We start from the raw sequence: 24,736 nt of genomic DNA on the forward strand, positions 1-24,736 counted from the left end.
TTTTCTTTCATCCCCCACCAATCATTAGTTGAACCAATCGGGCTTTTAGGGACAGTTGATCTCCCACTTAGCTGTCTAATTTCTTTGTCATCTTGAAGTGGGGGTCTTACTGTCCCTTAATGCGGGATAAAACTTTTCATTTATTATAGAGAAGATATGTTTTCTACTATAACTATACATAACTAACTCAAAAAGGAGTCTAGAGATACCATATGTTTATCCTCATTCTACTTATCGCTTTGCTACTATATGGAGGCCTTGTCTATTATATCGGTTTCCGTGGGTACCGCTGGCTTCGTCCGAAAACATCAAGTCGGCGTTTCAAAATCCTCTATATTTTCGTCGTTGTGCTGGCAGCTACTTCTTTTATCGTCGGTCGTATGTCTGGCCTCGTTTTTATAAATATTATCGGTGCTTATTGGATGGCGTGCTTTTATTTATTGCTTCTATTCGTTCCTCTAGCACATTTGACAGTTGTTCTTTTACGTTTTACTCGTTTATCAAAGCATCGAACAGAGAAATGGGCAGGCACCGTTACTGTTGGGCTGCTTGTTTTATTTCTAGCATTCGGCACATATAACGCTTATAGCCCTGTTGTTCGTAGCTATGATATAAAGATAGAAAAAGGTACTTCCGCTCTTGATAGTCTTCATATTGTGATGGCAGCAGATACACATTTCGGCCTGCTATCAGGTAAAAATCACGCTGAACGTTTGGTTAAGGAAGTTAATGCTCTTCATCCTGATGTAATTCTGTTGCCAGGCGACCTCTTCGATGACGATATCCAACCTTTCCTTGACCAGAAAATGGACAAGACTTTATCCAAGCTTCATGCACCATATGGGGTATATGCATCGCTTGGAAATCATGACAGGCATGATGGGACGATGGAAGAACTAATCAACACATTAGAGAACAGTGGAATTCAGATACTATACGATGAGAAATTAGACGTTGAAGGGCTTTTCACACTTCTCGGACGCAAGGACCGAATTGACCAAGACAGACTACCCCTAGACTCACTAATGAATGATGTGAATCTTACGAAGCCTATTATTTTAATGGATCATCAGCCATATGATTTGGAAATAGCACAACAGACTGGGATTGATTTGATGGTTTCCGGTCATACCCATGGAGGACAAGTTTTCCCGGGAAATATAATTACAGGGGCAATTTATGAAAACGACTGGGGATATTTACAGAAAGAACAGATGCACTCCGTTGTGACATCTGGTTTTGGTTTTTGGGGACCGCCTATTAGAATTGGTACACGCTCTGAAATCGTGTCCATTCAGATTGAGTTTGAATAAAGGAGGAATTCCTTCTTTTCAATAGAAGACATAGAGACCTGGACCGGGCAAAGACTTGCGTATTTAGACATTTTCACCTAATCCCAAGAAGCAAGTTCCCGTTGCGGTTACTGGGCTAATTAATATAGAATTTTAATTGAAGTATTGCATTCTATGCCAAAACTTTTAGGAACAATTTAATAGAAGGATGATAGTAATGAGCGGTCTCCAATTAACCTTATATATTATAATTGCGTCATTGCTAATTTTTATTATTAGCGGGCAATTGATTGGCTCGAAAGTGAACTTAGCCAAACGCATACTATCTGTTGTGATCAGCGTTTCGTTTACAACATTTGTGTTTTGGTTTACCTATCTTCGCGATAACCAAATAAATACGGAGGGGCTTACTGATAGCGTGCTAAACGTCGCAACACTTTTGTGGTTCGGCAGCATGCTTCTGATTTCGATGCTTCTTTATTTATTTTTTGAGCTGATTGATCCGATCAAGTTAAATGAAAAGGGGTATCCCGTTAAAGGAAAACCGAATATTTTTAAGCGTATTATTGTTTCAAGGAGAAGACAGAAGCGGTTGCGCTTTGTGTTGAAAGTCGCGGTGACGAATGGTATTACACGTACCATGAAGTTTGTACGAAATCGGGAAGATGAAAGGGAATTGGCTTTAACGCTCCGGTTGACGTTAGAGCAATGTGGAGGGGTATTTGTAAAGTTTGGTCAAGTATTATCCACAAGAAAAGAGCTACTTTCTCCCGTCTTTATTGAGGAGTTAGAGAAGCTGCAACAACGGGTCCCTCCTTTATTGAAAGAACAGGTAGATGCTCTTTTGCAACATCATTTACCCGCACCAGTAGAAGAGATTTTTAGCTACTTTAGCGAAGTACCTTTAGCTGCTGCGTCCATTGGTCAAGTACATATGGCTGTTTTACGCCAAACAAATGAACCGGTTGTAGTCAAAATATTACGTCCTGAAGTAAAAGAAGTGATGCAAGATGATTTAGGCATCTTATTAGAGTTTGCAACTTGGATATCCAATAAATCCGCATGGGTAGAGAGCTTTGGATTTAAGGATCTCGCCAATGCTTTTGCAGCATCATTACGAGAAGAAGTTGATTTTGAAATTGAGGCTCGCAATATGATGCAAGTGGCCAATATCATGCGAAAAACAGGCTTACAGGTAAATATTCCACGTGCGCACCTGGAGTACAGCAATGCTAATATACTTGTAATGGATTATGTAGATGGAAAGTCCGTGGCAGATGCCAGTGAGGTCTTTGATACATTCCAAATCAACCGTCATGAATTTGCCCAAAATGTACTATCTGCTTTTTTAGAGCAGATCCTAATTTCAGGTATATTCCACGCTGACCCACACCCTGGGAATATTTATGTAGAAAATCATACAGGTATGTTAACCTTTTTGGATTTTGGTGCCGTTGGGCGTTTAACGGCAAGTCAACAGGAAGGACTAAAGCTACTATTAGCTGGGATACATCATATTGATGTAGACACTTTAGTAGATGGGATTGCGTTGCTTGTAGAGAACGCTGACAAAATCGAACAAGATAAATTGGAGCAAGCGGTTAGCCAAGTATTATCGAAGATTTCTTATGTCCAACGTGTGCCTACAGATGAGCTAATTTATTCCATCTTTTTGATTGTACGCGAATTCAGCTTACGTTTTTATCCGGCGGTAAGTGTGGCATTGCGTGCAGTTGTAACGCTTGATGGTACACTGAGAAATATTGACCCGGACTTTGATATTTTCCATGAGGCAAAGCTATTTACAAACGAATATGTAAGAAATAGTTTCAAACAACCATTCAAAGAACCAAGAGCTACAAAGGAACGCTTAGAAGAAGAAATCGCGCTCATTTTACCAAATATCCGCAAGATCCCTCGTCGTATCGATCAGCTGATGAAGAAGGTAGAGAGTGGAAAAATTACGATGCACCACGATATTTTCTCCGATAAGACAAATGCTAGCTTTGTTATGCAGCTGTTTTCCCAATTTGTATTACTGCTTGTAGGGATAACATTTGGTATTATATCAGTTGCACTACTTGCGATTTCACAATTTATGCATTCCGCCTATGCAGTTTATTTAAATACAGCGGCGTATTTAGGTCTATTCCTTTGTGCCATTTTACTTGTCCGCCTAGCAATCCAAGCGATTCGTAATATGAAAAAAACATATTGAAATTAGGTAGTACAAACGTTGGTTTGTACTACTCTTTTTTGATGGAAGTGATAGGTATCGCCCCTAAAAATACAACCCATACAGCGGTTTACTTTACACCCTTATTTGAATCAGAACCAGCACCTATACACTTCCGAAATGTACGCACTAAAACCTATGTTGACGGCGTTTATTATAAATAAATACGGGCGTGGTTGCGCTATTATGATGAGCTATATCATCGACAAGATTTTATATAAAGCATTCATTTTCAGGAGGAATGTTTCGTGACAATTTTTACTGTCTTCACAATCACGCTTTATATTATAAATTTTTTATTAGCTTCCGCAGTGATTTTTATAAGCCGTAAAAGCGCCTCTGCCACTTGGGCATGGCTATTCGTATTATTTTTCATCCCAATTGTCGGCTTTCTATTATTTATGATATTGGGACGAGAATTACAGTTGAAAAGCTTTATCGGCTGGCGCTTACTGAAACAGGTTGAAACGCTTGAGCCTTATAAAGAACAACGGAATGCACTTCAAGAAAAGACCTTTGAATTTCCAAATGAAGTATCCCAGAATTATGCCGATCTCGTTCGAATGAACGTGGAAAGGAACTACGCCTTATTAACAAATCACAATGAAGCTCAGTTATTTTCCGTTGGTCAAGATAAGTTCAAGGCATTGCTACATGATATTGAAAAGGCGAAACACCATATACATGTTCAATACTATATTTTCAAAATGGATTTGATAGGAGAAAACATTTATAAGGCCCTAATCAAGAAGGCCAAGGAAGGTGTAATGGTACGCATATTGTTTGACGATTTAGGCTCAAGAAAATTGAAGGTGTGCGATTTCCAGGAATTAATTGATGCTGGCGGCGAAGTTTGTGCGTTTTTCCCAGCATTTTTATCAATGATTAATCCACGCTTAAATTGCCGGAATCACCGAAAAATTGTAGTTATTGATGGTGAAATTGGATACACTGGCGGTTTTAATATTGGCAAAGAGTATGCTGGACTTGATGAGGGCTTTGGCTTATGGCGAGATCTGCATGTGAGAATCAAGGGAGAGGCTGTGCATCATTTGCAGCTACATTTTTTATTCGACTGGCATCAAGCGATGAATATTGACTATGTCGAGATGAATTCAGCTTACTTTCCTGAATCTAAAGTGGAGAAAGTGCTTCCGATTCAAATAATATCAAGTGGACCAGATACCGAGTTTGAATCAATAAAAGACAGCTATATTCGACTCATCATGTCAGCGAAGAAATATATTTATCTTCAAACACCCTATTTTATTCCAGACGAGGCGTTCTTAAAGGCACTCCAGATAGCGGCTTCATCTGGAGTCGACGTACGAGTGATGACACCAGCAAAGACAGATCACCCGTTTATTTACGGTGGCAATTCTGCTTTTGGTGGCGACCTTTTAAAATATGGCGGTCGCATTTTCAGGTACGAAAAAGGTTTTTTACATACGAAAATGATGGTCATTGATGATGAGATTTGCACGATCGGCACAACAAATTTAGATGTACGTAGCTTTACTCTAAATTTTGAGCTCAATGGAATCTTTTTTGATAGAGAAACAGCCATTAGTTGCCGTGAACTATATTTAGAGGATGAAAGGGATAGTTTTGAAATGACAAAAGAGCGTTATCTGAAGCGAAGAAAGTGGACAAGAGTACGAGAAGGATTTTCCCGGTTGATTGCTCCTATTTTGTAGCATACTCTACGATTCACTATCTATCATCATATAAAAAAGCAGTTGAAAGTTCGAATAAACGAGCTTTCAACTGCTTCATGAAAACTCTTCAGAATAGTTTTTTACTTGGAAGAGGCAGGGAAAAGTATTTGCTGCAAACGATAAAGAAGAATTCATTGATTTAAATGGCCTTCAACAAAATAATCCAAGTAATTGTTACATATCCTAAGACTCTTCAAGCAACAACCACCCCTTGGACATTCCCTCTATAGTAGTATTGTCTTTTTAAATGTAAGTTACGACTCAATCGTCTCTATCTTTCTAATAAAATAATAATGCTTATACAGACCAAGTGAGATGATGATAAGATCTACCACCAAGATATCTACCATAATGACAGAAAGAATGATAAAGAAATCCGCAATTAAGTTAATACGAATTTTTTCTTTTCTAGGCATTCCCCTTTTTTCAAGCAATGGAACAATGTATTTTTTATATGTGCTAGTATTTTTAAACCATGTCTCAGCCCTCTTTGAACTTTTGGCAAAGCAAAAGACAGCAAACAGAAAAAATGGTCCTCCCGGTAGTACTGGTAGCACCGTTCCTAAAATACCTACAGCAAAAGAAACAAGACCAACTAGCATAAATAAGATATTTATAAATCTACTTATAGAAATCATTTTTTACTATATCTTAATCCTCCTGTAAATCACTTCAAACTTATTAATGGTTTAAACTATTTTATAGTTAAAGAAACATACTGCTAACGTAATTATTAAAACAAAAAAACAGCTCCCTTACAATGAAAATAAGCGAACAACGAAGAACAGATTCATACAGCTATTTACATTGCTTTTAAGCCTAGAATAGTTTTTTTGTGAAAATAAAATAGCAAAACACCCATTATACCAAATTAAATTTACTACTTCTCAATCCTCGCTCTCCTTTTATCTCCCCAAAATGATTCCTAGTTATAGTAGTATTAATACCTATTATAACGGTGCATACTGGAAATCATCATTTTAAAAGTTCTATAAAACACTAACCTTATTCAGCAACTGCATTTGCCACACTCAACTGCTTAGCGCTAAGAATTTCCATTCATTTCTATTGAATACTTAGCAGAAATACGCTATATTGAGATTGTTTATATGTCTGATGTCTGACAACTAAATCTTTTCGGATTAAGGTTTAATTTTAGAACATACTGAGAGAAAATTAATAGTCTTGAATCCGAACGCAGAAAAAATATTACATATACGTTTGGAGGAAATTATGAGATACTTAATAGCTTTGTGTGGATTGCTAGTTGTTTTTGGTTTAGCTCTCTTAGTCAGCAAAAACAAAAAAGAAATAAAATACAAAAATATCATTATTATGTTGGTTATCCAATTTGTATTGGCAGCTTTACTGCTAAATACATCGATTGGTTATGTTCTGATCACAGGAGTAACAAATGTGTTCGATCATATATTGGCTTACGCAAATACGGGTATATCATTTGTTTTTGGAGGTTTAGCGAACGAAGGAGAAGCTCCCTTCTTTCTAACTGTATTATTGCCGATTGTCTTTGTATCTGTATTAATCGGAATCTTACAGCATTTCAAAATCCTCCCTTTCATCATGAAATGGATAGGATTACTTTTAAGTAAAGTAAATGGTATGGGGAAATTGGAATCATATAATGCTGTTGCTTCTGCAATGGTAGGTCAATCGGAAGTATTCATTACTGTAAAAAACCAATTAGATAATATCTCTCCGCAACGTATGTACACATTATGTACGTCCGCAATGTCGACTGTCTCTATGGCGGTTGTTGCATCATATATGACTATGATCGAACCGAAGTATGTAGTAACGGCAATTGTGTTGAACTTGTTTGGTGGATTTATCATTGCTTCCATCGTTAATCCATATAGAGTAGAAGAAAGTGAAGATATCTTAACGATTAAAGAAGAGCATAGGAAATCTTTCTTCCAAATGCTTGGAGAATATATCATGGATGGATTTAAAGTAGCCATCACTGTTGGAGCTATGCTTATTGGTTTTGTAGCATTGATGGATTTAATCAATTCATTATTCGACATCATTCTCGGAATATCTTTCCAAGAAATATTGGGTTATATCTTTGCACCTCTAGCTTTCCTAATGGGTGTACCATGGTCCGAGGCTGTTTCTGCCGGAGGAATTATGGCAACCAAATTAGTGACAAATGAGTTTGTTGCAATGCTAAGCCTTGGAGAAGTAGCAGGCTCTATGAGCGCACATACACTAGGCGTTATCTCTGTATTCCTTGTATCCTTTGCAAACTTTTCATCTATCGGTATTATTGCCGGAGCAGTACAAGGTTTGAATGTAAAACAAGGGAACATCGTTGCTCGTTTTGGTTTAAAATTGTTGTATGGGGCAACGCTTGTTAGTATCTTGACATCTATAATTGTTGGTTTGGTTATTTAATTTTTATAAAAGAGATGGATGTTATAAAGATATAACTAGGGGGTGCCCCATAAGTAAAAACTTATGGGGCACCCCCTTCCTTCTTTGATAGATAACTGGTATGTAGCATTGTTCTTCAATTATAATTGAAGGAACAATCAGTTTAATCTCACCATAATCTAATAGTTTTTTCTTTTGTTCATATGCATCCGGTTGATGACTTTTATTTCTTGATACGACCATATCTAAATAAATATTGGTATCTAACGACAAATATTTCATTAATTTCTACCTCTAATCTTTGATTCATAAAATACTTTTCTTGCCTTTTGTCTAAGTATCCTTAAATTTTTTTCTTTCTGTGCATTAGTTTTTAATATAAAATTTTCTAATTCACTTTTTCTTAATTTTATACTGGCTTTTTTGCTATACTCATGAAAAATTCTTTCTAAATATTCTACTCTTTGTTTAGTGTTTAAATACGCACACTCGAATACTAAATTAAATCTAGATCTAAGTTCAGGAGGTACTTTTTCAAGGTACTCATTTTTACTAAAATTCGAAGTAAAAACAATTATATAGCCATTTAAATTATGAATATTTCCAATCGCATCATCAAATTTACCTTCTTCTAACAATTGTAGGAAGAAGTTATGTATTGCACTATCTGCTTTCTCAAATTCATCAATAATTAAAACTCCTGCATTACTAATATTAATTTTTCTAACTAAATCGCTTTCTTCTTTGCTCCCTATATATCCTGGTGGACTTCCTATAAGTCCAGATAATGAACTTTCACTTTTATAATTTGCCAGATTAATTTTAGCTACACTATTTACCTCATCTAAATATCTGTGTAAAACTCTACCTATTTCTGTTTTTCCTGTGCCAGAAGGACCTAATAAAAATACTGAAAATATTGGGTGGTCTTCAATAACTTGATTAAAGTATTTATAGGCTTCGAGTTCTCGAAGGAAAAGTTCTTTGAATGCTTCATGCCCGACTATATTCTGATTCAAATAAGTTGTTAATTCATTAACTTTTATAGTGTCATTAACTATTAATTTCTTACTTTCATTTAAACTATTCTTTGCTTGGGTTTTTTCATCAATGATATCTCTATCAATTTTTTCTCCCTCTACAAATTGGGGAAAGGAATTTAATAGCTCTTCTAAATATGTCTCATCTATGATGAAATTTGCATTCTTATCAACATCAATTAAATATATGATTTTTTCAAGAAAATAATTTATTGAATCATTCACCTTTGATAGTTTGACCGCACTTGTTAAATCAATATCAACTTCAGAGTCTATTAAAAGTTCATCAAGCTCATTTTGATGGAGTTCAAGTAACGGTATTGTCAAAATCTCTATACCTTCTTCTCTCCTGATTTCTATATATTCCCTGTAGTTGTTTTGAGAGTAATAATCAACTTTATATGTAAACAATTTATACGCCCCTTACATATGAATCTTTTGAGTAATTGCAAGAATATCTATGTAATGATATCTTTCCATAATATTAGTATCTTCACCCGTTTGACTATCTATAATTTGATCTTCTTGATTATTATTCCCTCTCAAATATGTAAATGTATTTTTTAAATCACTAGAACTTTTTAATCCATTATATATACCAATCAAAGAGACTTTTCCTAAAAGCAAATCATCTATTGTATAATTATTTTCAAATTCATTGTCTGCATTAGCTGGGATTTTAATAAGATAATTATCTTCACCTTTTTTTCCTGTTAGTTGATAAGAATAGTCACTTAACATAGGCTTCATTACTTCTCCTATTGATATATCTTCATGAACAAATCTATCTAATACTCCTTGCTTTACTAATTTGATTTGCCTAGTTTCTTCCTCGTTCACTAAACTTAGATTAACATCATCTATCAAAATCAATTGACCTTCTTGTGCATCGTTAATATTTTTATCACTTAACTTAACTTCTTCAATTAAATCTTTTAAAACCACTGAATTAGTCATTTTAATTTCTACAGTTTTTCGTAACTGCGAACCTTTAGAGTAGTCATACGCTATATCTGCAGTACCTTCAAACACCATTGCCAACATATTTTTTATTTTGGCAGCTAGCTTTAAACTATGATTGCTACTTTTTTGCGTTTCTTCGCCAGTAGTAACTTTGTTATCTAATAACATGGCTATTTCAAACACTTTATTAAAATTGATATAATATAAACAAAATAAATCGCTTTTTTTCTTTCTAGCCATATTTATACCTCTTCTCATTTATAAATAATTTTTTATCCTTCTAGCCCATTCAATACTATTACTCTTTGTATGCTTAATTCGTACATAATCATATTTCTTTAATTTTTCACTATTCCAAGCCCCCGAACTATATATCAATCCTTCCAGGATTTCCTTGATAACATATTCTACTTTATCTTCTGGTAAACTTTTAATCATTAATGTTGATAATGATTTATTATCTGGTGTTGCCACTTATAGTTTTGAATTTTTAGATAATTATTGCGTCATTTAGGTCTTTTTCAAATTTAAGAGTACGGGCTTTATAAACAATTGAAATACTTTCTCTCATAGTTAAGAAGAAATCTGTAGTCATAACAATTGGCGTACTTGTTTTTTGTTTTTTTATCAGTAGGATGATTAATTGCTAAATCTTCGGCTATTTGTAGTGTTAATTCTCGGTCTAGAGGGAACCGCTCAGGAATTTCTATTACGTTTTCTGCCCAGTCAAAGAAGCAAAGATATTTAAATTCTAATTCCAATAATAAATGATGTTCTCGCGATCCACGAAACGATGTACACGACCATTTGGAACATCCTGCATTGTTATCCAAGGGTTTAAAAGCAAGTTCACCTTGCCCTCTACCTTCCTTGATATACCGAAAGATTTTTGCTTCAGTCCAACCAGTTTGACGTTTTGGCAATATCATTCCCTCATTTCAATTTTTAAAAGTTTAAAGTAGGTTTTTCTGAAAATCCAAGTTCAGCAATTTGCATAATTGAAGTAAATAAAACTAAACTGATATATGTTTCTGGTAAATCTTTAATCCTAGAGTAGTTAGATAACTTCCATCCTTGCGCTAATGCTCTTTGTCCGTGACTTTCACAAGATGATATTACCGAATTTTGCGCGTGAATTAATGTAATTTCTCCAGTTTGATACCTTTGAGTGCTATTAGCCACAGATCTAAAAATAATCCCATAAATTTGAGAAACTGAAAAATGCTCTAATAAATACTCAAAAACCCTAATTGTCTTTTCGCCTGGGTTAAATGAGTAGCCTACCTTCTTCATTTGGTATAATAAATACTCTAAACATTCTTTGAGTGATATTTTTTTCCACATTTCATAGCAAAATTCTTTAAAATTCTCTTCGCTACTAAAATCAGGATACATTAATCTTTTAATCATTTCATTATAATCTGAGTCATAAGGTTGTACATTGATTCTATATCGTACCTTATAAATACCATATGTTATTTGAAAAACTCCATCATCCTCATATTCAATTTTAAAGGCATTTATATCTGATAGAATATGTGGAACCAAAATTTTACGACCAGTTAAAGTTTTAATTAATTCAATTTCAAATAATTCTATTGGTGCTAATAAATTTTTATTTACTTCTAAAGCTTCAATATACATTGTGTTTTCGGATAAAGAGCTTCTCAAAATGACCGCTAAGTACAATCTATCTTCTAGGGTTAAATCCCTTTCAAGTTTCAGCTCCCAATTAGATTCGTCATAAAAGCTAGCTAAAGTAGACCCCTTCTGCTCTATAATTTTCTTTTGTCTTTCTTGTTCTTCTAGTATTTTTTGACGTTTGATTTCCTCACAGTATTTACAATTACAATATCTTGAATTTTCGTGACCGCAGTTGATACAATACTTTCTATTTTCATTAATAAATGAAGACCAAGATTTCGATTCCCAAGGTTTTACTGTATTAGATTCACAATGAATACAAACTTCATCAGTAATTACTGGCGGAAATAAAGAATACAACTGAGATACACTAATTTTAACTTTATATTCCTCTAAGATTTTCGCTACTTTTTCTCCCCCGTAGTACTTCTCCATTAGATTTGCTATTTGTTCTTTAGTTAAATGTGAAATTCTTTTATCTAGTCTTGAAAAATCCATATTTTCAGTTTTGATTTCCAATTACTATCCCTCCAAAACAAAAACATCCGTTCGCTTATTTTAATTATAAGCGAACGGATATGACCACACAAATATTAACAACTTTAATACTCTTTAACAATTATTGTACTGTACAAATAAAGTTGGAAACATAATTCCTTATGAATTACGGTTTCAAGGGCTATGTAATTTTGCATTAATTAAAATAAAGTTAGAAAAGTATATATTAAAAATAAAGAAACGGAAAAAAGGAATGCAAATAAAGTTGGAAACAGAATAGCTTTTATATTGTTCGCCAAACCTTTCTCCATTAATTTGAATTCCCTCTTAGTATCCGAAAGGGCTCAGAACGTATTTCACATTCAGAGCCCTTTTTATATGTATTAACCTATGAAGAAATTCAACAAATGCTTTTGTTTCAATACTTACTAAGCAACCGAAAACCTATAAGCTAGTCCAAAAAAAATACCAAATTAATTAAACTAAAAAGGTCTAGGCTTAAGAGTTAAATACCTTCTATCAACTATTTCCACCTAGACGATAATCTGACAGAATTCATCATACTTTACTCAGAGCGGTTTTCAATGTTTTTTTTCGATGTACTGCATTTTTTAGCAACATCTTAAAATTTCTAGCGATGTTATCTGCGGAGTATTCATCGTAACAATTTTCAGCTAAAGCATAAGCTGAAATTTCAATTTTTTGTTTATTGTTTAGTAAAGAATTAGTTAAAGTACTAAATTTTTCATTATAATATATAGCGATTACTTTTTCTAACTCTAACGACAATTCGCTCAACTCTTTTATTTCATCTCTTATATTTTCTTTGTTTTGAATAAAAACCCATTTAAATAAATGTTTATTTTCAACACCGTTTATATCTATTAAATCTAATACTATTTCAATCCCTTCCCAGCTTATTTGAAGGCTCTTAGCTATACCTACTATTGTATAGTAAATTTCTTTTGCTTTTGCTCGGGGATTTATTATGCCTATAGGAGTGATAATAAAAAAATACGAGGAATTATTTCCTTCATTTTTCTTTATATAAAGCTTAAAACCATTGTCTATTCCACTTTCCCCTTTATAGCTGAATGTAAAGGTCATGTTACTAAGTACTGCAGCTTGATCATTATAAGAGTCAGAGAAAGACAATACATTAAAATTCATTATTAGTGCCTCCTTTCAAGGACTAAATATTAGTGGCAGTACAAATGAATAAAACAACAACACTAGACAAGTATTTTTATTCAGTACTTTATCATATGTTTAAATGTGATTTTCTGCAACGGTATAGTAAAAATTTTTCAGCTATATTTGATAGTATACCCATAACATATCTAAAACATGCCAACTAATTACTGAATCATTTTAAAATAACTTTTAATTATATATAATTAAAATGAGAGCTATGGTATGGTAATAAACCTTCGCTCTCTAAAATTTGCTTCTAAAATAAATCTTCGTAAGTACTGCGAATAACCCCTACGATTTGATCAAAATAACTTTCGGCATCATTATAACTTTCAACCATTTTTTGTACAGGTGGCCCATCATGTTGAAGTGGATGTCTAGTTCTTTTATATTCGTTGTAAACCCTAAGTAAAGCAGACTCCTTAGCAGCTAAAACGGCATCATCTTCCCCTAACTTACTTTTTAAACCAGTTTTCAGAGTGGAACCACCACCTTCAAATACCCAGCTGAAATTAAACTTTGGTGTTCCGTTAGGTTTTAATTCTTCTATCTCTGTTTCTGTATAAAATCCTAGTTCAACGATTACTTTCTTCAAATAACCTTCTAAAACTCTTAAGGAAGGTGCAATATAACAATAATAATCACCATAGTCGACTTTTGACAAAAGCATACATTGAGAAGATGCAATCAGCTTTTTATCATGATCATATAAAAAGCTATACGAATTACCTAATCTATCTTGGATCAATTTTTGTCCGTCGTTCTTTAAAGTAGAAGTAACTACATCAGTTAGAGATGCACCTTCTTTACTCATTAACCGAATTAACATATCCTCCATAGAAACATCTAGAGCTTCATCGATCGAGTTACAAATTTCATCCCAGACTTCCCAACTTCGACCTTGAACCATTAACTTTCCAGATTGAAAACAAGAAATTGTGACTTTGTCTTGTTTTTTATCATGATTTATTTCTATTATAAAATAAACATGTGAAGCAGGCTCTTTTTTACTTATAATATAATTATTTTTAGTGGCACTTTTTTCAATAACTTCTTTGATTTCTTCAAATTTTTCTTCCTTCAAATCATAAATTGCAGTCTTACTTTCAATCCTTGACCCAACACCTTGACAATATCTATCGGTAAATAACGTTAAAACTAAGTCATTTATTTCTGTATTACCACCTGAACCATCTAATGTCTGACCATTTTTTTTTGTTTCATAAACACGAATTACTCCATCTGAAACTTCTGGTTTTATGAGTCGCAGCACTAAATGATCTTTTTTTTCCTGTTGCTCGATCTTTAAATCCATTTCACTTGCAATGCTTTCTATATGTGAAATACAAATTTCACTGGAATAACGGATTTTTGTTAATTTCATGACTTTCCCCCATGATAGCAAAATTTAGTGCTTTTTCGCAATTAATACACAAAAAAGCTACCCACTATAAATAATTGTATTTTTACAAGCATTTAATATTAACTGCCTTCCAAGATTCTGTCTGTTTCTTCTTATCATAGGTCGGTACAGCATCGAACTTGACCTTTGAACCCTCTTTTACTTCATTTTTAATGTCAGACTTATAACAAAAATATGAATTACTGTTCGTATTTATAAAACAAAAAGGTTTGTCCTCTTTAACACTAACTAAATTTCCGGTCAAGTCCTTTTTCATCTGTCTATTACTTTTTATTTCTCTCTGACTGCTTTTTATTGTAGTATTGGAGTTCCAATAAGTTCGACATCGATGTAGCACTTCTCTATAATTCATATTTTTGTGTTTATCTATTTTGGAATCCATTTCCTTCAGGAGTTTTACTACTTCTTCACTTACTGCCCACTCTCTCTTTTCTCGAATAAGTTTATACAATAATAAATGGTAATATGATTCTTCAACTCTATTTAATTCTTTGCATAACAACGCTATATCTAGTATCAATGCCACAATAGCTTCAACTTTAAAAGAGCGGGATGCTGCATCATACATCTTTAGAAGAGCAAATTCTTTCTCTCCCTGGTTCTTTAGCACATTAGCATGTTGGTGAACAATCCACCAATCTACATTCACGTTCTTACTAAGATCAGTTAGTATTTGTAAAGTTCTCTCTGGTTGCCCCTTTTTTTCATATGCTTGTGCTTCTAAACATCTAAAATATTTAGATACTTGCTTGGACTCCTTTTTGATACTTGCAATCAATTCAATTGCTTCATCATATTTTTTCTGATGAAGTAAGATTCTTACTTTATGATGGTGCCAGATTAAGAAACTACTCCATGGAGTAGTACCTTTTTCAAGGGCTATTGGTTCTTTATTTAAAGTATCTGGTTTAATCTGGTCAACCCACTTAGAAGCAACGTCCCACTTCTTAAACTGCTTTGCTTTTTTTAAAACTAATAAGATAGTTGTATTCTTCTGTAAATCATCAGGACTTAAACCCATTATTTTTGTAGCACTCGGTAATATACTATTTATATGAGTATTTTCACTTTTCATCTTTAAAATCCCAATATATGTCCAGATAATTTCGATTCTAAACCAATTAAAGTTCTTATATTTCTCTTCAGATTCTTCCGCCAAAGCCAACGCTTCTTCGTACAGTTTTAATTTACGAAGACAATGTAAATACCCGGCAACATCAAATTTATCTCTAGTAGAACTTGCACACAATTCTCTGTAAACAGGGAGAGCATCTTCTATTAGTCCTTGTTTTCTCAACATGTTAGCCTTTTGTTTTTGTTGCTGAATATTATTCATTAAATCACCTTCGATTCTTATAATTGTTCAATGGTCTTAAAATGAAGTTTAGCGACATTGACCAACTCCGACTTACCATATTGAGACACAAACTGCTTTCCTATTTGTATGGTGTTCGGTGATGCACCTTTAGGTAAATTCAACTTATACTTTGTAGATAAATGGTTCATTCGATTAACAAATTCATTTCTTGCAATGATACTAGCAGCTGCTACAGAGATAATTTCTTCTGCTCTTGGGCGTTGGAATAAAGTTATATCTTTTCCTTTACTTAATAATGCTTTTTTTATTAACATTTCATCTCCGAACTGGTCGGAGAGAGCATAATGACATTCATTTTTCTCTAACAAATTCTCAATTGCTCTGGCATGCCCCCAAGCAAGAAGCTTATTCAAATTTTTTATTTTATCATAAAGCTCATTATATTTTTTATTACCTATAACAACTACTGTACAGGAGCAATTTTTTTGAATTTTATCAGCCAAATAGGCAATTTGACTATCAGATAATTTTTTGCTGTCCATAACACCTATTTCATTTAGTATCTTCGCCTTATTCTTATCTACAAAAACACCAGCTATAACCAACGGTCCAAAAAAATCTCCTTTACCTGACTCATCAGTTCCAATTATTTCTTCTGGGTAACTTTCAGATGTACTCGATATTTTTTTAGAGGTTCCCTTTTGCTTAGATTGATTACCTCCATTTGAAACAAACGATTCAATTTTTGAAAGTAAATCTCTATCTTTCACTTGAGAAAAATCAAACCGTACACCTTTCTTTCCCTCAAAAATTCTAATTACTCCGCTTGTTTTATCAACTGTTAAGTGAAATTGTAAACCGTAATTTATTTCTTTGATATTCTTAATCAACCATCCTTGTGATTCTCCAATTGTCTTAAATTTATCTAACAACTCAAATTTATCTTTTCCGTTCATCATTATGGGTTCCCCTACTTAAATTTATATTTTAGGTATCCAATCAAAGAAACAATTTAACATATTATAACATTTTACATAAAAAAAAACATCTATTGTATTATACCCCATTTCGTTTCATTCGGATTAAAAAATGTAAGTAAATAGGTTATTTTTCATACTCAAGAACCCATAAGACCCTCTTCTGATATGTAAGAAACATTTATACCTATATAGAGTCTAAAATTAGCTCAATTATTAGAAACACTATTTCAAAGGCTATATTAAGAACGAGGTTTCAAGTATTAGAAACCATCCATCATCAGAGAAATGAAGTTACGGTGAACGATATGATAATTAAAGGGAATTTAATTCCCAATATAGAAACGTATAATATTCTTGATTATCTAAGTTTACCGTTTAAGGTTATTTCTTTAATCAACTAAAGGGGCAGCATTCCTATAATGAATGAAATAAATGGTTTCCTTATTTCATTAGGGAAAATCATCATGGTGAAAGAATGTACTTAAACTAATGGGATATTCGTTTAAAAATTGTTGATGTATTACTTCCATTCTATTTGTCTAGACTGTTAAAAATAGAGAAGGAGAGTAATAGAATGATACTATCTGAAGCTTGGAAATTATACAAAGCTGATAAACAGATCCAAGGGTATTCACCTCAGACCTTAAAGGCATATAATATCCAATTAAACTTGTTGATTAGGCATTTGGGTGATATTTCTCTTGATGAAATAACTACTGATTCTTTAAAGCTATATCTTGGGAAAGTTGCTGAACAATTAAAGGCAGCTAGCTTAGGACATAGGATACGTTTTATTAAATCATTGTTTCGGTGGGCACAAGATGAAAATGTTTTGAATGGTAATCCAGCTTCTAAGATTAAGGAGCCAAAGTTAGATATCAGAATACCAAAGTTTTTATCTGAAGAAGAAATCGAGCATTTAAGAGAAGCCTGTTACACGCCATTAGAAAATGCATTGTTCGAATTTATGTATTCAACTGGCTGCAGAATAGGTGAGGCAGTTCATTTAAATCGCCAGTCTATCAACTTTTCTAATCAATCCGTAATAGTATTAGGTAAGGGCAATAAAGAGAGAGAAGTCTATTTTAATACTAGGTGTGATATTTGGCTAAAGAGGTATTTGAACGAAAGAGAGGACGATCAGGAGGCTTTATTTGTGACAGTTCGTGCTCCTCATAGGATGAGTATTCCTCAAATGAGATATGTTATTAAAAGGATATCTAAGAGTTCTGGTATTAATAAAAGTATTCACCCCCATCAGTTGAGACATAGTTATGCTACTACTTTATTGAATAATGGGGCACCTTTAGAAGTCATTCAAAATTTGATGGGACATGAAAAGAGTGAAACGACTAAGATTTATGCTTATTTAAGTGGGACACTCAGACGAGAGCTATATAAAAAGTTTTTCTGATATAAACAGAGCATTAGATCAAAAATGATTAATGCCCTTTTCTTTAGATAAAAGGGGAAATTATATCCATTTTATGGTATTATTAGATTAAAGTAGCTTATTGAACAAACGGGGCAGTTTAGTTAAATAAGAAGTCCGAAAAAAAGTGAATTAGGGGATATTTTATGAACATTAGAAATTCAGCAAAAGCAATTATAATAGATGGAGAAAAGGTATTACTTACAAAAAATCAAGGTAAAGAAGGTTTCTTTTATCTATGCCCTGGTGGCGGTCAAAATCATGGGGAAACACTTTTTGATGCCTTAAAGAGAGAATGTATCGAGGAGGTTGGGTTACATATAGAAATTGGAAAACTGCTACACATTCGAGAGTATATAGGGAAAAACCATGAATACTCAACACACGATTATGATGTTCATCAGATTGAATACTATTTTATTTGTAAACTGAATGATAATGAAAGTAAACAAGTCGAGCCTATTAACCCTGATAGTCATCAAGTAGGAATCGAATGGGTGCATATTAATGATTTGTTACAATACAGACTTTATCCAAAGGAGATTAGAAAATATATTATAAAACATACAAAAAAAGAAAAAGCTCCTGTTTATCTTGGAGATGTTAATTAGAACTTATTCAAGTAATGGGAACGTTGATCTAAGAAGGGGTTAAGTTCTCTATTGTTGAACTAAAGGGGCAGGATAATTCAAGAAGCATAGATAATATATATGAAAAACATACCATTGAATAGAAAGGGTGAACGTATTGCAATGGAGTAAGACAAAATCAACATTAGAACGATTTTTATGTTACAAATTAAAAGGACGTCTCAAAATACATGCAACGGTATATCGTAAATTTCATGATAGTCCAAGTAGAGTTTGGTTTACATTCGATAAAAAAGAGATACTAAGTGCTTCTGATGCTACATATGCCGTAAAGCATCAAAAGTTATATCAACAAATAAAAGAAAATAATAACCTAAAAGCTATTCCCTATAACGCAAATTGGGATGTAATGTTTAACTCTGAAGAACGACAGAAACTAATAAGGGCATCAGATGATGTTGAAGAAAGCTTGATAAATCAAAACATCTTTGAAAGTTATCATCTTTATGCACCTTTAATGGATTATGGTTCTTTATCTATTAATGAGGCGATGAATTCAGATAATATAATTATTAAAGCATATTCAATGTTGGATAGAAGATTAGGTAAAAGAAGATTAGAGAAAATAGAATTTACTAATGAAACACATCCATTGATTGTGAAATTCTACAAAATAAGATGTGGTGTTGAAGGTATTACGCCTAATGATAAGTCCATCCTTTATTGAAGTAACGGTTGCGTTGATCCAAGAAGGGATTAACGCTCTTTTTGTTGAATTTCTTATTGTACAAAAGGGGCAGGTTTGTTGTGCGAAACGTTCCTAGTTTAAATGGAGGATGGTTACATCTCTCTGGTAAAGGCTAGGCAATTCCTTATGGAATTGAAGGATTATATCGAAGAATCAAATGAAGAGGTAACGCTCGGAAGGGTTCTCTCTTAGTCGAATAGCACAGGATTTAGTATGGATGATCGTGTTATAAGCTCGGTGAAAAGGCGTGAGAAACTACCGTACCAGTTCGGCTGACGAAAGCCTACTCGATGGAGGGGTGTAGTTCATGATGCTTGAGTTGAATGAATATGGTGAGAATGCGAATAAACCTACCAGAAAAGGTTAAGCTGACGAACTTCTGAATGTACGGGTCTAGAACTGCGATACATAGAAATGTGTATATCACCAAATTGTGAGGTTAGATGTGGATGAGTAAGACTAGCTAATATGAAAATCCATGATACGTTAAAGGCGTATGAATGCTAACAGGCTTACAGGAAGCACCTAAGTTCATTCTATAATAGATATAATTCAACGTTGTAAGCTGATAACGTGAAGGGCTTACTCCCGACGAAACGTTGGCAAGGAAAACAATTATGATATTAGTAGTTGTATAACTTGTCTTTATATTAGTGAAAGTGGTGGTACAGTACCGATGAAATGTTTAATCCACATGGAGGGATAGCCACTAGACTAACGAAGAATCATTTAATCATGCAAGGCAAATCTTTATCGGTTAATAAGGTTCTCGTGAGACTAATAGAGGTTCACCTCCCATGCCATATGCCTGCACCTACCAAATCATATACATCAGGTGTTTCCTTATCGATGCCCCAGCCCCATAATACAGAAAGCGACACAAACACGCCTCCATAGACAGCGTAAACTCTACCGAACGATGGAAATGCCTGCCATGTAGCGATGATGCCGTATAAAATTAATGCGATTCCTCCAAATAGCCCCCTAAATATATAGATTTCCCTTCTCGTAACCATTGCCATATAAGATATCCACCGCCAATTTCAGCTAGACCTGCTAATAAAAAATCATTGCTGCTTTAAACAAAACATACTCACCCTTCCATTACTTTAACTATATAACATTAGAGTTAAGGTAATGGAAGGGATTAGTTGAATTAAAAATTCATTAATTATATCTTTTTATTTCACTATAAGTGCTGGACATTGTACACGTTTCATCACTTTATGACTTACGCTACCGAGAACCATTTCTTGTAAGCCATTTAACCCTCGGCTACCTATAACTACGATATCTACTTTATTTTCATTGGCATACTTCACAATTTCAGGTCCTGGCGTGCCATGTAAGATTGTTAATTTAAACTGCTTGTCAGCTGCTTTTAGTACTTCTTCTATTGGTGCTACTTTACGTTTACGCTCTAGTAGTAAGCTTTCACTAGATGCTGCATGTAAAACCTCTGTTTTAGCCTTGTTAAAATCGGCCACATACACCATTTCAATTAATGAATCGTTTGAAGCAATTTTTACTGCTTCCTTTGCAGCACGAACGGCATTTTCAGAACCGTCGACTGCTAATAAAATGTGTTGATACATCAATAATCCCCCTTTAATGTGCATTACTCATGCCAAGTAATTTTTTATATAACTTTTCACTTGCAGGATTCATCCCAATAACTTGGACTGTTTTACCCTGTTCTTCTAGCTTGGTAACGACCTTCACAACAGCCCCTACCGCTGATTCGTCCCATAAATGACTACTTGATAAATCAATCGTCACGTTCGTTTCCTTCGCTTCCTCAATCGTTTGAATAAATTTTTGCGTCGATGCGAAGAATAAAGGTCCTTCCACAATAAATACACCGTTATTCTGTTGAATGCGAACCTTTGAAACGGATGCGACGAAGAATAATGCACTTAAGATGACGCCCAGTACAACACCAATCGCTAAGTTATGTGTATACACAACAACTGCTACTGTTGCAAGCATCACTATGGCATCTGTTCTAGGGGCTTTTACGACATATTTAAATGAACTCCATTCAAATGTTCCAATACTTACCATAATCATAATACCGACTAATACAGGCATCGGAATATCCACAACAATATTCCCAAGCACTAAAATTAAGAACATTAAGAACACCCCTGCAACAAGTGCAGAAAGACGTCCACGCCCACCTGATTTAACATTAATAATCGACTGACCAATCATCGCACAACCAGCCATTCCACCAAAGAAGCCATTGATGAAGTTCGCAATACCTTGCCCACGTGCTTCTTGGTTTTTATCCGACTTCGTATCTGTCATATCATCCACGATTTGAGCTGTCATCAACGATTCCATTAAGCCAACTAATGCAAGCGCTAAAGCGTATGGGAAAATGATTGATAATGTTTCAATGTTAAATGGTACGTCTGGGATAAAGAAGCTCGGTAAACTTTGTGTAATCGTACCTAAATCACCAATCGTTTTCATTTCTAAATTCATCATAAATGTGATAGCTGTTAGTAATACAATCGCAATCAAGGGAGCAGGAATCGCTTTAAAATAACGTGGCACGACATAAACAATTACCAATGTGATCGCTATAAAAATATATGTTAGTGTACCCTCTCCCAAAAAATGTGGTAACTGTGCCATAAAGATTAAGATGGCTAGTGCATTAACAAAGCCAATCATCACGGCATTTGGGATAAAACGCATTAATTTCGCGATACCAAACACTCCGAAGATAACTTGAATAATTCCTGTTAAAATCGTTGCTGCTAATAAATACTGTAAGCCATAATCTGCTACTAAATCGACTATCACCAGTGCCATTGCACCCGTTGCAGCAGAAATCATTCCAGGTCTACCGCCAACAAATGCTATAATAACAGCAATAGAAAATGACGCATAAAGACCGACCATTGGATCGACACCAGCGATAATGGAAAAGGCAATCGCTTCTGGAATGAGCGCTAAGGCGACGACAATCCCTGACAAGATGTCCCCACGCACATTACCGAACCATTGTTGTTTTAAAGTTTGCATGATATTCTCCTTCTAATCTAAAATAAATTCTTTGAATATCATAGCACACTTTTCCCAAAATGGAACCTTTATAGGACTAAAATGGAGTGAAATTGAATGATTTATGGTTATCAACGACCACTATATAACGATGAGGATATGCAATTACAAACAACTTCCTTAAAGGATTGCGATCAGATTTTTACAGAAAATCATAGTCGTGCGAAAAAGCGTATAGCTCTAGAAGATTTACTGATGACGATGGAAAAAGGCGATACCATTAGGGTACTTCGTTTCTTTAGTATTGCCGATACGACAAGGCATTTAGAAGAACTGCTAAAAATCTGTAAACGTGATGGGGTAACAATTCAATTTATAGAGGAAAATATTACATCTATACAAATCCTCGAAAAATCGTTAGAACAAGTTTTACAATTCTTTTTAACATTTCAAAGCGATATCGTGAAGCAATCTACTACTTTGGGAATGGCTGAAGCCAAAGCAAAAGGAAAATCAATCGGGCGACCTAAAAAATCTGATGACAATATAAAAAAAGCGATTGAAATGTACCAGACTGGAAATTTTACGTTGCTTGATATAAAAAATGAAACAGGAATTAGTAAATCAACACTATATCGTTATCTAGAGTCAATCGAAGCCAAACAACAGTAAATTAAAACCTAATACCAATGTCAAAAAAAAGCCTGCTTAGATTAATATTGAGCAGGCTTTTTTTAACATTCTTATTCTCTAGACTAGGATTTCGAACCTATGTTATAATTAAATTAATAAAATATACGATGCAAGACAAGGTGGAGCCATAGTCAACTATGGCTCCACCTTGTCTTTTTTTGCGTCGAAAGGGGAAATATTGTGTTTATTCTACAAATTGTACTTGTTTTAATTGCGACAAAACTTGCAGGTCATCTGGCTGCGAGGTTAGGGCAACCGTCTGTTTTAGGCAAAATCCTTGTAGGGATTATTTTGGGACCTGCTTTATTGGGGTGGGTTCACGATACAGAATTATTAACAACATTTAGTCAAATTGGTGTTCTTTTATTGATGTTTTTAGCGGGGCTTGAAACAGACTTACAAGAAATGAACAAAAATAAGAAAGCAGCAATCTTTGTGGCACTTGGCGGTATTATCCTGCCAATTATTCTAGGATATTTAGGTTCTCAATATTACGGAATGTCTGTTGGCGAATCGGTTTTCATTGGGTTACTATTATCTGCAACATCTGTAAGTATTTCTGTCCAAGCACTACGAGAGCTTGGTTGGTTAAATAGTAAAGAAGGTTCTACATTACTAGGAGCTGCTGTAATAGATGATATTGTTGTTGTTATTTTAATCGCATTTGCTATGAGTGCATTTGCAGGATCTGATACAAATATTGGCTTACTTATTGGGAAGAAAATTTTATTCTTTGTAGTATTAATATTAATCTCAAAATGGATTATTCCACACTTTATTCGAGTATTTATGAAGTTCAAAGTAACTGAAGCAGTGTTGAGTGCTGGATTAATTATCTGTTTCGGTTTATCGTATTTTGCAGAAATTTTAGGGATTGCAGGCATTATCGGAGCATTTTTTGCAGGGATTGCGATTGCTCAAACGAAATATAAAAAAGAAATTGAGCATAAGGTAGAACCCATCGCTTATGGTGTTTTTGTTCCATTTTTCTTTGTAAACATTGGATTAGCCGTTTCATTTGATGGTATTGGTGATCAAGTTGGTTTTATTTTAATCTTCTCGATTATTGCCGTTGCCTCTAAATTTATAGGGGCTGGTGTTGGCGCAAAATTAGCAGGGTTTAATACGAAATCCTCAATGGGTGTTGGCGCAGGAATGGTATCTCGTGGGGAAGTAGCATTAATTTTAGCTGCAATGGGATTAGAGAGTGGTTTACTACCAGCAAATTACTATACAGCAATGATTATTGTCGTGATTGTCACAACAATTGTTACACCACCACTATTAAAGTTAATTTTCGGTAAACGTGATACACTAGAAATATCAAAATAATGAAGAGCGTTTAGTATGTTATAATTTAAATGTACTTTATCACCAATTACAAGAGACATCATAGCGAGTCCGCTATGATGTTTTTATTTGTTTTTTCATTGTTTAGCTTTAGCTACCAATCTTTCATTTGGGAATGTTGTAGTTCATAACCTTGTGAACGCATAAAACTAATTACATTCGTTACTCAACAATCGGGGGCGTTAGTTGAATAACATATTAAAACAAA

General features: G+C 34.1%; 21 protein-coding genes and 2 pseudogenes. 10 read left to right on the forward strand and 13 right to left on the reverse strand.

What is annotated here, in order from left to right; genetic code table 11:
- Positions 1–212: 212 nt before the first annotated feature.
- From AC1ECF_RS15890 to cls, 3 genes are all read left to right on the forward strand, one after another.
- Complete coding sequence (locus AC1ECF_RS15890; RefSeq protein WP_480390415.1) at positions 213–1,313, forward strand: metallophosphoesterase; 1,101 nt, start codon at positions 213–215, stop codon at positions 1,311–1,313.
- A gap of 196 nt (positions 1,314–1,509) precedes the next feature.
- The gene (locus tag AC1ECF_RS15895) at positions 1,510–3,510 is read left to right on the forward strand and encodes an ABC1 kinase family protein (RefSeq protein WP_480390416.1); all 2,001 of its coding nucleotides are present in this window, start codon (positions 1,510–1,512) and stop codon (positions 3,508–3,510) included.
- A 266-nt stretch (positions 3,511–3,776) separates the two neighbouring features.
- Positions 3,777–5,225, forward strand: a complete 1,449-nt coding sequence (gene cls, locus AC1ECF_RS15900) for a cardiolipin synthase (protein ID WP_480390417.1) — start codon at positions 3,777–3,779, stop codon at positions 5,223–5,225.
- Positions 5,226–5,500: 275 nt separating this feature from the next.
- On the opposite strand, the gene AC1ECF_RS15905 is transcribed toward cls, so the two are convergent.
- Positions 5,501–5,884, reverse strand: a complete 384-nt coding sequence (locus AC1ECF_RS15905; RefSeq protein ID WP_480390418.1) for a YbaN family protein — start codon at positions 5,882–5,884, stop codon at positions 5,501–5,503.
- A gap of 595 nt (positions 5,885–6,479) precedes the next feature.
- Here AC1ECF_RS15905 and AC1ECF_RS15910 point away from each other — a divergent pair.
- Positions 6,480–7,661 (forward strand): NupC/NupG family nucleoside CNT transporter, encoded by a 1,182-nt coding sequence (locus AC1ECF_RS15910; protein WP_480390419.1) that lies wholly within the window; start codon positions 6,480–6,482, stop codon positions 7,659–7,661.
- A 260-nt stretch (positions 7,662–7,921) separates the two neighbouring features.
- Here the strand turns inward: AC1ECF_RS15910 and AC1ECF_RS15915 are convergent, their stop codons facing one another.
- The 9 genes from AC1ECF_RS15915 to rnhC form a co-directional block, all read right to left on the reverse strand.
- Positions 7,922–9,091, reverse strand: coding sequence for an AAA family ATPase (locus tag AC1ECF_RS15915; protein WP_480390420.1), 1,170 nt, complete (start codon positions 9,089–9,091; stop codon positions 7,922–7,924).
- 12 nt (positions 9,092–9,103) lie between these two features.
- Positions 9,104–9,883 (reverse strand): hypothetical protein, encoded by a 780-nt coding sequence (locus AC1ECF_RS15920; RefSeq protein WP_480390421.1) that lies wholly within the window; start codon positions 9,881–9,883, stop codon positions 9,104–9,106.
- A gap of 18 nt (positions 9,884–9,901) precedes the next feature.
- Entirely contained in the window at positions 9,902–10,117 is a 216-nt protein-coding gene (locus tag AC1ECF_RS15925) for a Tn7-like element transposition protein TnsE (protein WP_480390422.1), read from the reverse strand.
- A 68-nt stretch (positions 10,118–10,185) separates the two neighbouring features.
- Entirely contained in the window at positions 10,186–10,566 is a 381-nt protein-coding gene (locus AC1ECF_RS15930; RefSeq protein WP_480390423.1) for a hypothetical protein, read from the reverse strand.
- Between the two features lie 22 nt (positions 10,567–10,588).
- Positions 10,589–11,806 carry a hypothetical protein gene (locus AC1ECF_RS15935; protein WP_480390424.1) on the reverse strand — a complete coding sequence of 406 codons (1,218 nt, stop codon included), beginning with the start codon at positions 11,804–11,806 and terminating at the stop codon, positions 10,589–10,591.
- 537 nt (positions 11,807–12,343) lie between these two features.
- A complete protein-coding gene (locus tag AC1ECF_RS15940; protein WP_480390425.1) occupies positions 12,344–12,955 on the reverse strand; it encodes a hypothetical protein in 612 nt (203 codons plus the stop codon).
- 280 nt (positions 12,956–13,235) lie between these two features.
- A complete protein-coding gene (locus AC1ECF_RS15945) occupies positions 13,236–14,363 on the reverse strand; it encodes a type II toxin-antitoxin system RnlA family toxin (RefSeq protein ID WP_480390426.1) in 1,128 nt (375 codons plus the stop codon).
- A gap of 82 nt (positions 14,364–14,445) precedes the next feature.
- The gene (locus AC1ECF_RS15950; protein WP_480390427.1) at positions 14,446–15,738 is read right to left on the reverse strand and encodes a hypothetical protein; all 1,293 of its coding nucleotides are present in this window, start codon (positions 15,736–15,738) and stop codon (positions 14,446–14,448) included.
- 17 nt (positions 15,739–15,755) lie between these two features.
- A complete protein-coding gene (gene rnhC, locus AC1ECF_RS15955; RefSeq protein ID WP_480390428.1) occupies positions 15,756–16,679 on the reverse strand; it encodes a ribonuclease HIII in 924 nt (307 codons plus the stop codon).
- A gap of 272 nt (positions 16,680–16,951) precedes the next feature.
- Between rnhC and AC1ECF_RS15960 the strand changes: the two are divergent.
- The 4 genes and pseudogenes from AC1ECF_RS15960 to AC1ECF_RS15975 all read left to right on the forward strand — a co-directional run.
- A pseudogene (locus AC1ECF_RS15960) lies at positions 16,952–17,079 on the forward strand (IS1595 family transposase); the annotation flags it as partial.
- 195 nt (positions 17,080–17,274) lie between these two features.
- Complete coding sequence (locus tag AC1ECF_RS15965) at positions 17,275–18,114, forward strand: tyrosine-type recombinase/integrase (RefSeq protein WP_480390429.1); 840 nt, start codon at positions 17,275–17,277, stop codon at positions 18,112–18,114.
- Between the two features lie 164 nt (positions 18,115–18,278).
- Complete coding sequence (locus AC1ECF_RS15970; protein ID WP_480390430.1) at positions 18,279–18,743, forward strand: NUDIX domain-containing protein; 465 nt, start codon at positions 18,279–18,281, stop codon at positions 18,741–18,743.
- A 136-nt stretch (positions 18,744–18,879) separates the two neighbouring features.
- Complete coding sequence (locus AC1ECF_RS15975) at positions 18,880–19,449, forward strand: SF0329 family protein (protein WP_480390431.1); 570 nt, start codon at positions 18,880–18,882, stop codon at positions 19,447–19,449.
- 809 nt (positions 19,450–20,258) lie between these two features.
- Here the strand turns inward: AC1ECF_RS15975 and AC1ECF_RS15980 are convergent.
- The 3 genes and pseudogenes from AC1ECF_RS15980 to AC1ECF_RS15990 form a co-directional block, all read right to left on the reverse strand.
- A pseudogene (locus tag AC1ECF_RS15980) lies at positions 20,259–20,512 on the reverse strand (YnfA family protein).
- A 139-nt stretch (positions 20,513–20,651) separates the two neighbouring features.
- Positions 20,652–21,065, reverse strand: a complete 414-nt coding sequence (locus AC1ECF_RS15985; RefSeq protein WP_480390432.1) for a universal stress protein — start codon at positions 21,063–21,065, stop codon at positions 20,652–20,654.
- A gap of 13 nt (positions 21,066–21,078) precedes the next feature.
- The gene (locus tag AC1ECF_RS15990) at positions 21,079–22,509 is read right to left on the reverse strand and encodes a SulP family inorganic anion transporter (RefSeq protein WP_480390462.1); all 1,431 of its coding nucleotides are present in this window, start codon (positions 22,507–22,509) and stop codon (positions 21,079–21,081) included.
- Positions 22,510–22,602: 93 nt separating this feature from the next.
- Between AC1ECF_RS15990 and AC1ECF_RS15995 the strand changes: the two genes are divergently transcribed.
- Both AC1ECF_RS15995 and AC1ECF_RS16000 read left to right on the forward strand, forming a co-directional pair.
- Complete coding sequence (locus AC1ECF_RS15995) at positions 22,603–23,157, forward strand: recombinase family protein (RefSeq protein WP_480390433.1); 555 nt, start codon at positions 22,603–22,605, stop codon at positions 23,155–23,157.
- Positions 23,158–23,358: 201 nt separating this feature from the next.
- Complete coding sequence (locus tag AC1ECF_RS16000) at positions 23,359–24,510, forward strand: cation:proton antiporter (protein WP_480390434.1); 1,152 nt, start codon at positions 23,359–23,361, stop codon at positions 24,508–24,510.
- The last annotated feature ends 226 nt before the right edge of the window (positions 24,511–24,736 follow it).

This window comes from Psychrobacillus sp. Z3-81, assembly GCF_056620325.1.

Excerpts from the sequence above, each read along its gene's own strand:
- AC1ECF_RS15890 (WP_480390415.1), top strand. The coding sequence starts at position 213 with ATGTTTATCCTCATTCTACTTATCGCTTTGCTACTATATGGAGGCCTT.
- AC1ECF_RS15895 (WP_480390416.1), top strand. The coding sequence starts at position 1,510 with ATGAGCGGTCTCCAATTAACCTTATATATTATAATTGCGTCATTGCTA.
- AC1ECF_RS15905 (WP_480390418.1), bottom strand. The coding sequence starts at position 5,884 with ATGATTTCTATAAGTAGATTTATAAATATCTTATTTATGCTAGTTGGT.
- AC1ECF_RS15910 (WP_480390419.1), top strand. The coding sequence starts at position 6,480 with ATGAGATACTTAATAGCTTTGTGTGGATTGCTAGTTGTTTTTGGTTTA.
- AC1ECF_RS15920 (WP_480390421.1), bottom strand. The coding sequence starts at position 9,883 with ATGGCTAGAAAGAAAAAAAGCGATTTATTTTGTTTATATTATATCAAT.
- AC1ECF_RS15940 (WP_480390425.1), bottom strand. The coding sequence starts at position 12,955 with ATGAATTTTAATGTATTGTCTTTCTCTGACTCTTATAATGATCAAGCT.
- AC1ECF_RS15945 (WP_480390426.1), bottom strand. The coding sequence starts at position 14,363 with ATGAAATTAACAAAAATCCGTTATTCCAGTGAAATTTGTATTTCACAT.
- AC1ECF_RS15950 (WP_480390427.1), bottom strand. The coding sequence starts at position 15,738 with ATGAATAATATTCAGCAACAAAAACAAAAGGCTAACATGTTGAGAAAA.
- rnhC (WP_480390428.1), bottom strand. The coding sequence starts at position 16,679 with ATGATGAACGGAAAAGATAAATTTGAGTTGTTAGATAAATTTAAGACA.
- AC1ECF_RS15965 (WP_480390429.1), top strand. The coding sequence starts at position 17,275 with ATGATACTATCTGAAGCTTGGAAATTATACAAAGCTGATAAACAGATC.
- AC1ECF_RS15970 (WP_480390430.1), top strand. The coding sequence starts at position 18,279 with ATGAACATTAGAAATTCAGCAAAAGCAATTATAATAGATGGAGAAAAG.
- AC1ECF_RS15985 (WP_480390432.1), bottom strand. The coding sequence starts at position 21,065 with ATGTATCAACACATTTTATTAGCAGTCGACGGTTCTGAAAATGCCGTT.
- AC1ECF_RS15995 (WP_480390433.1), top strand. The coding sequence starts at position 22,603 with ATGATTTATGGTTATCAACGACCACTATATAACGATGAGGATATGCAA.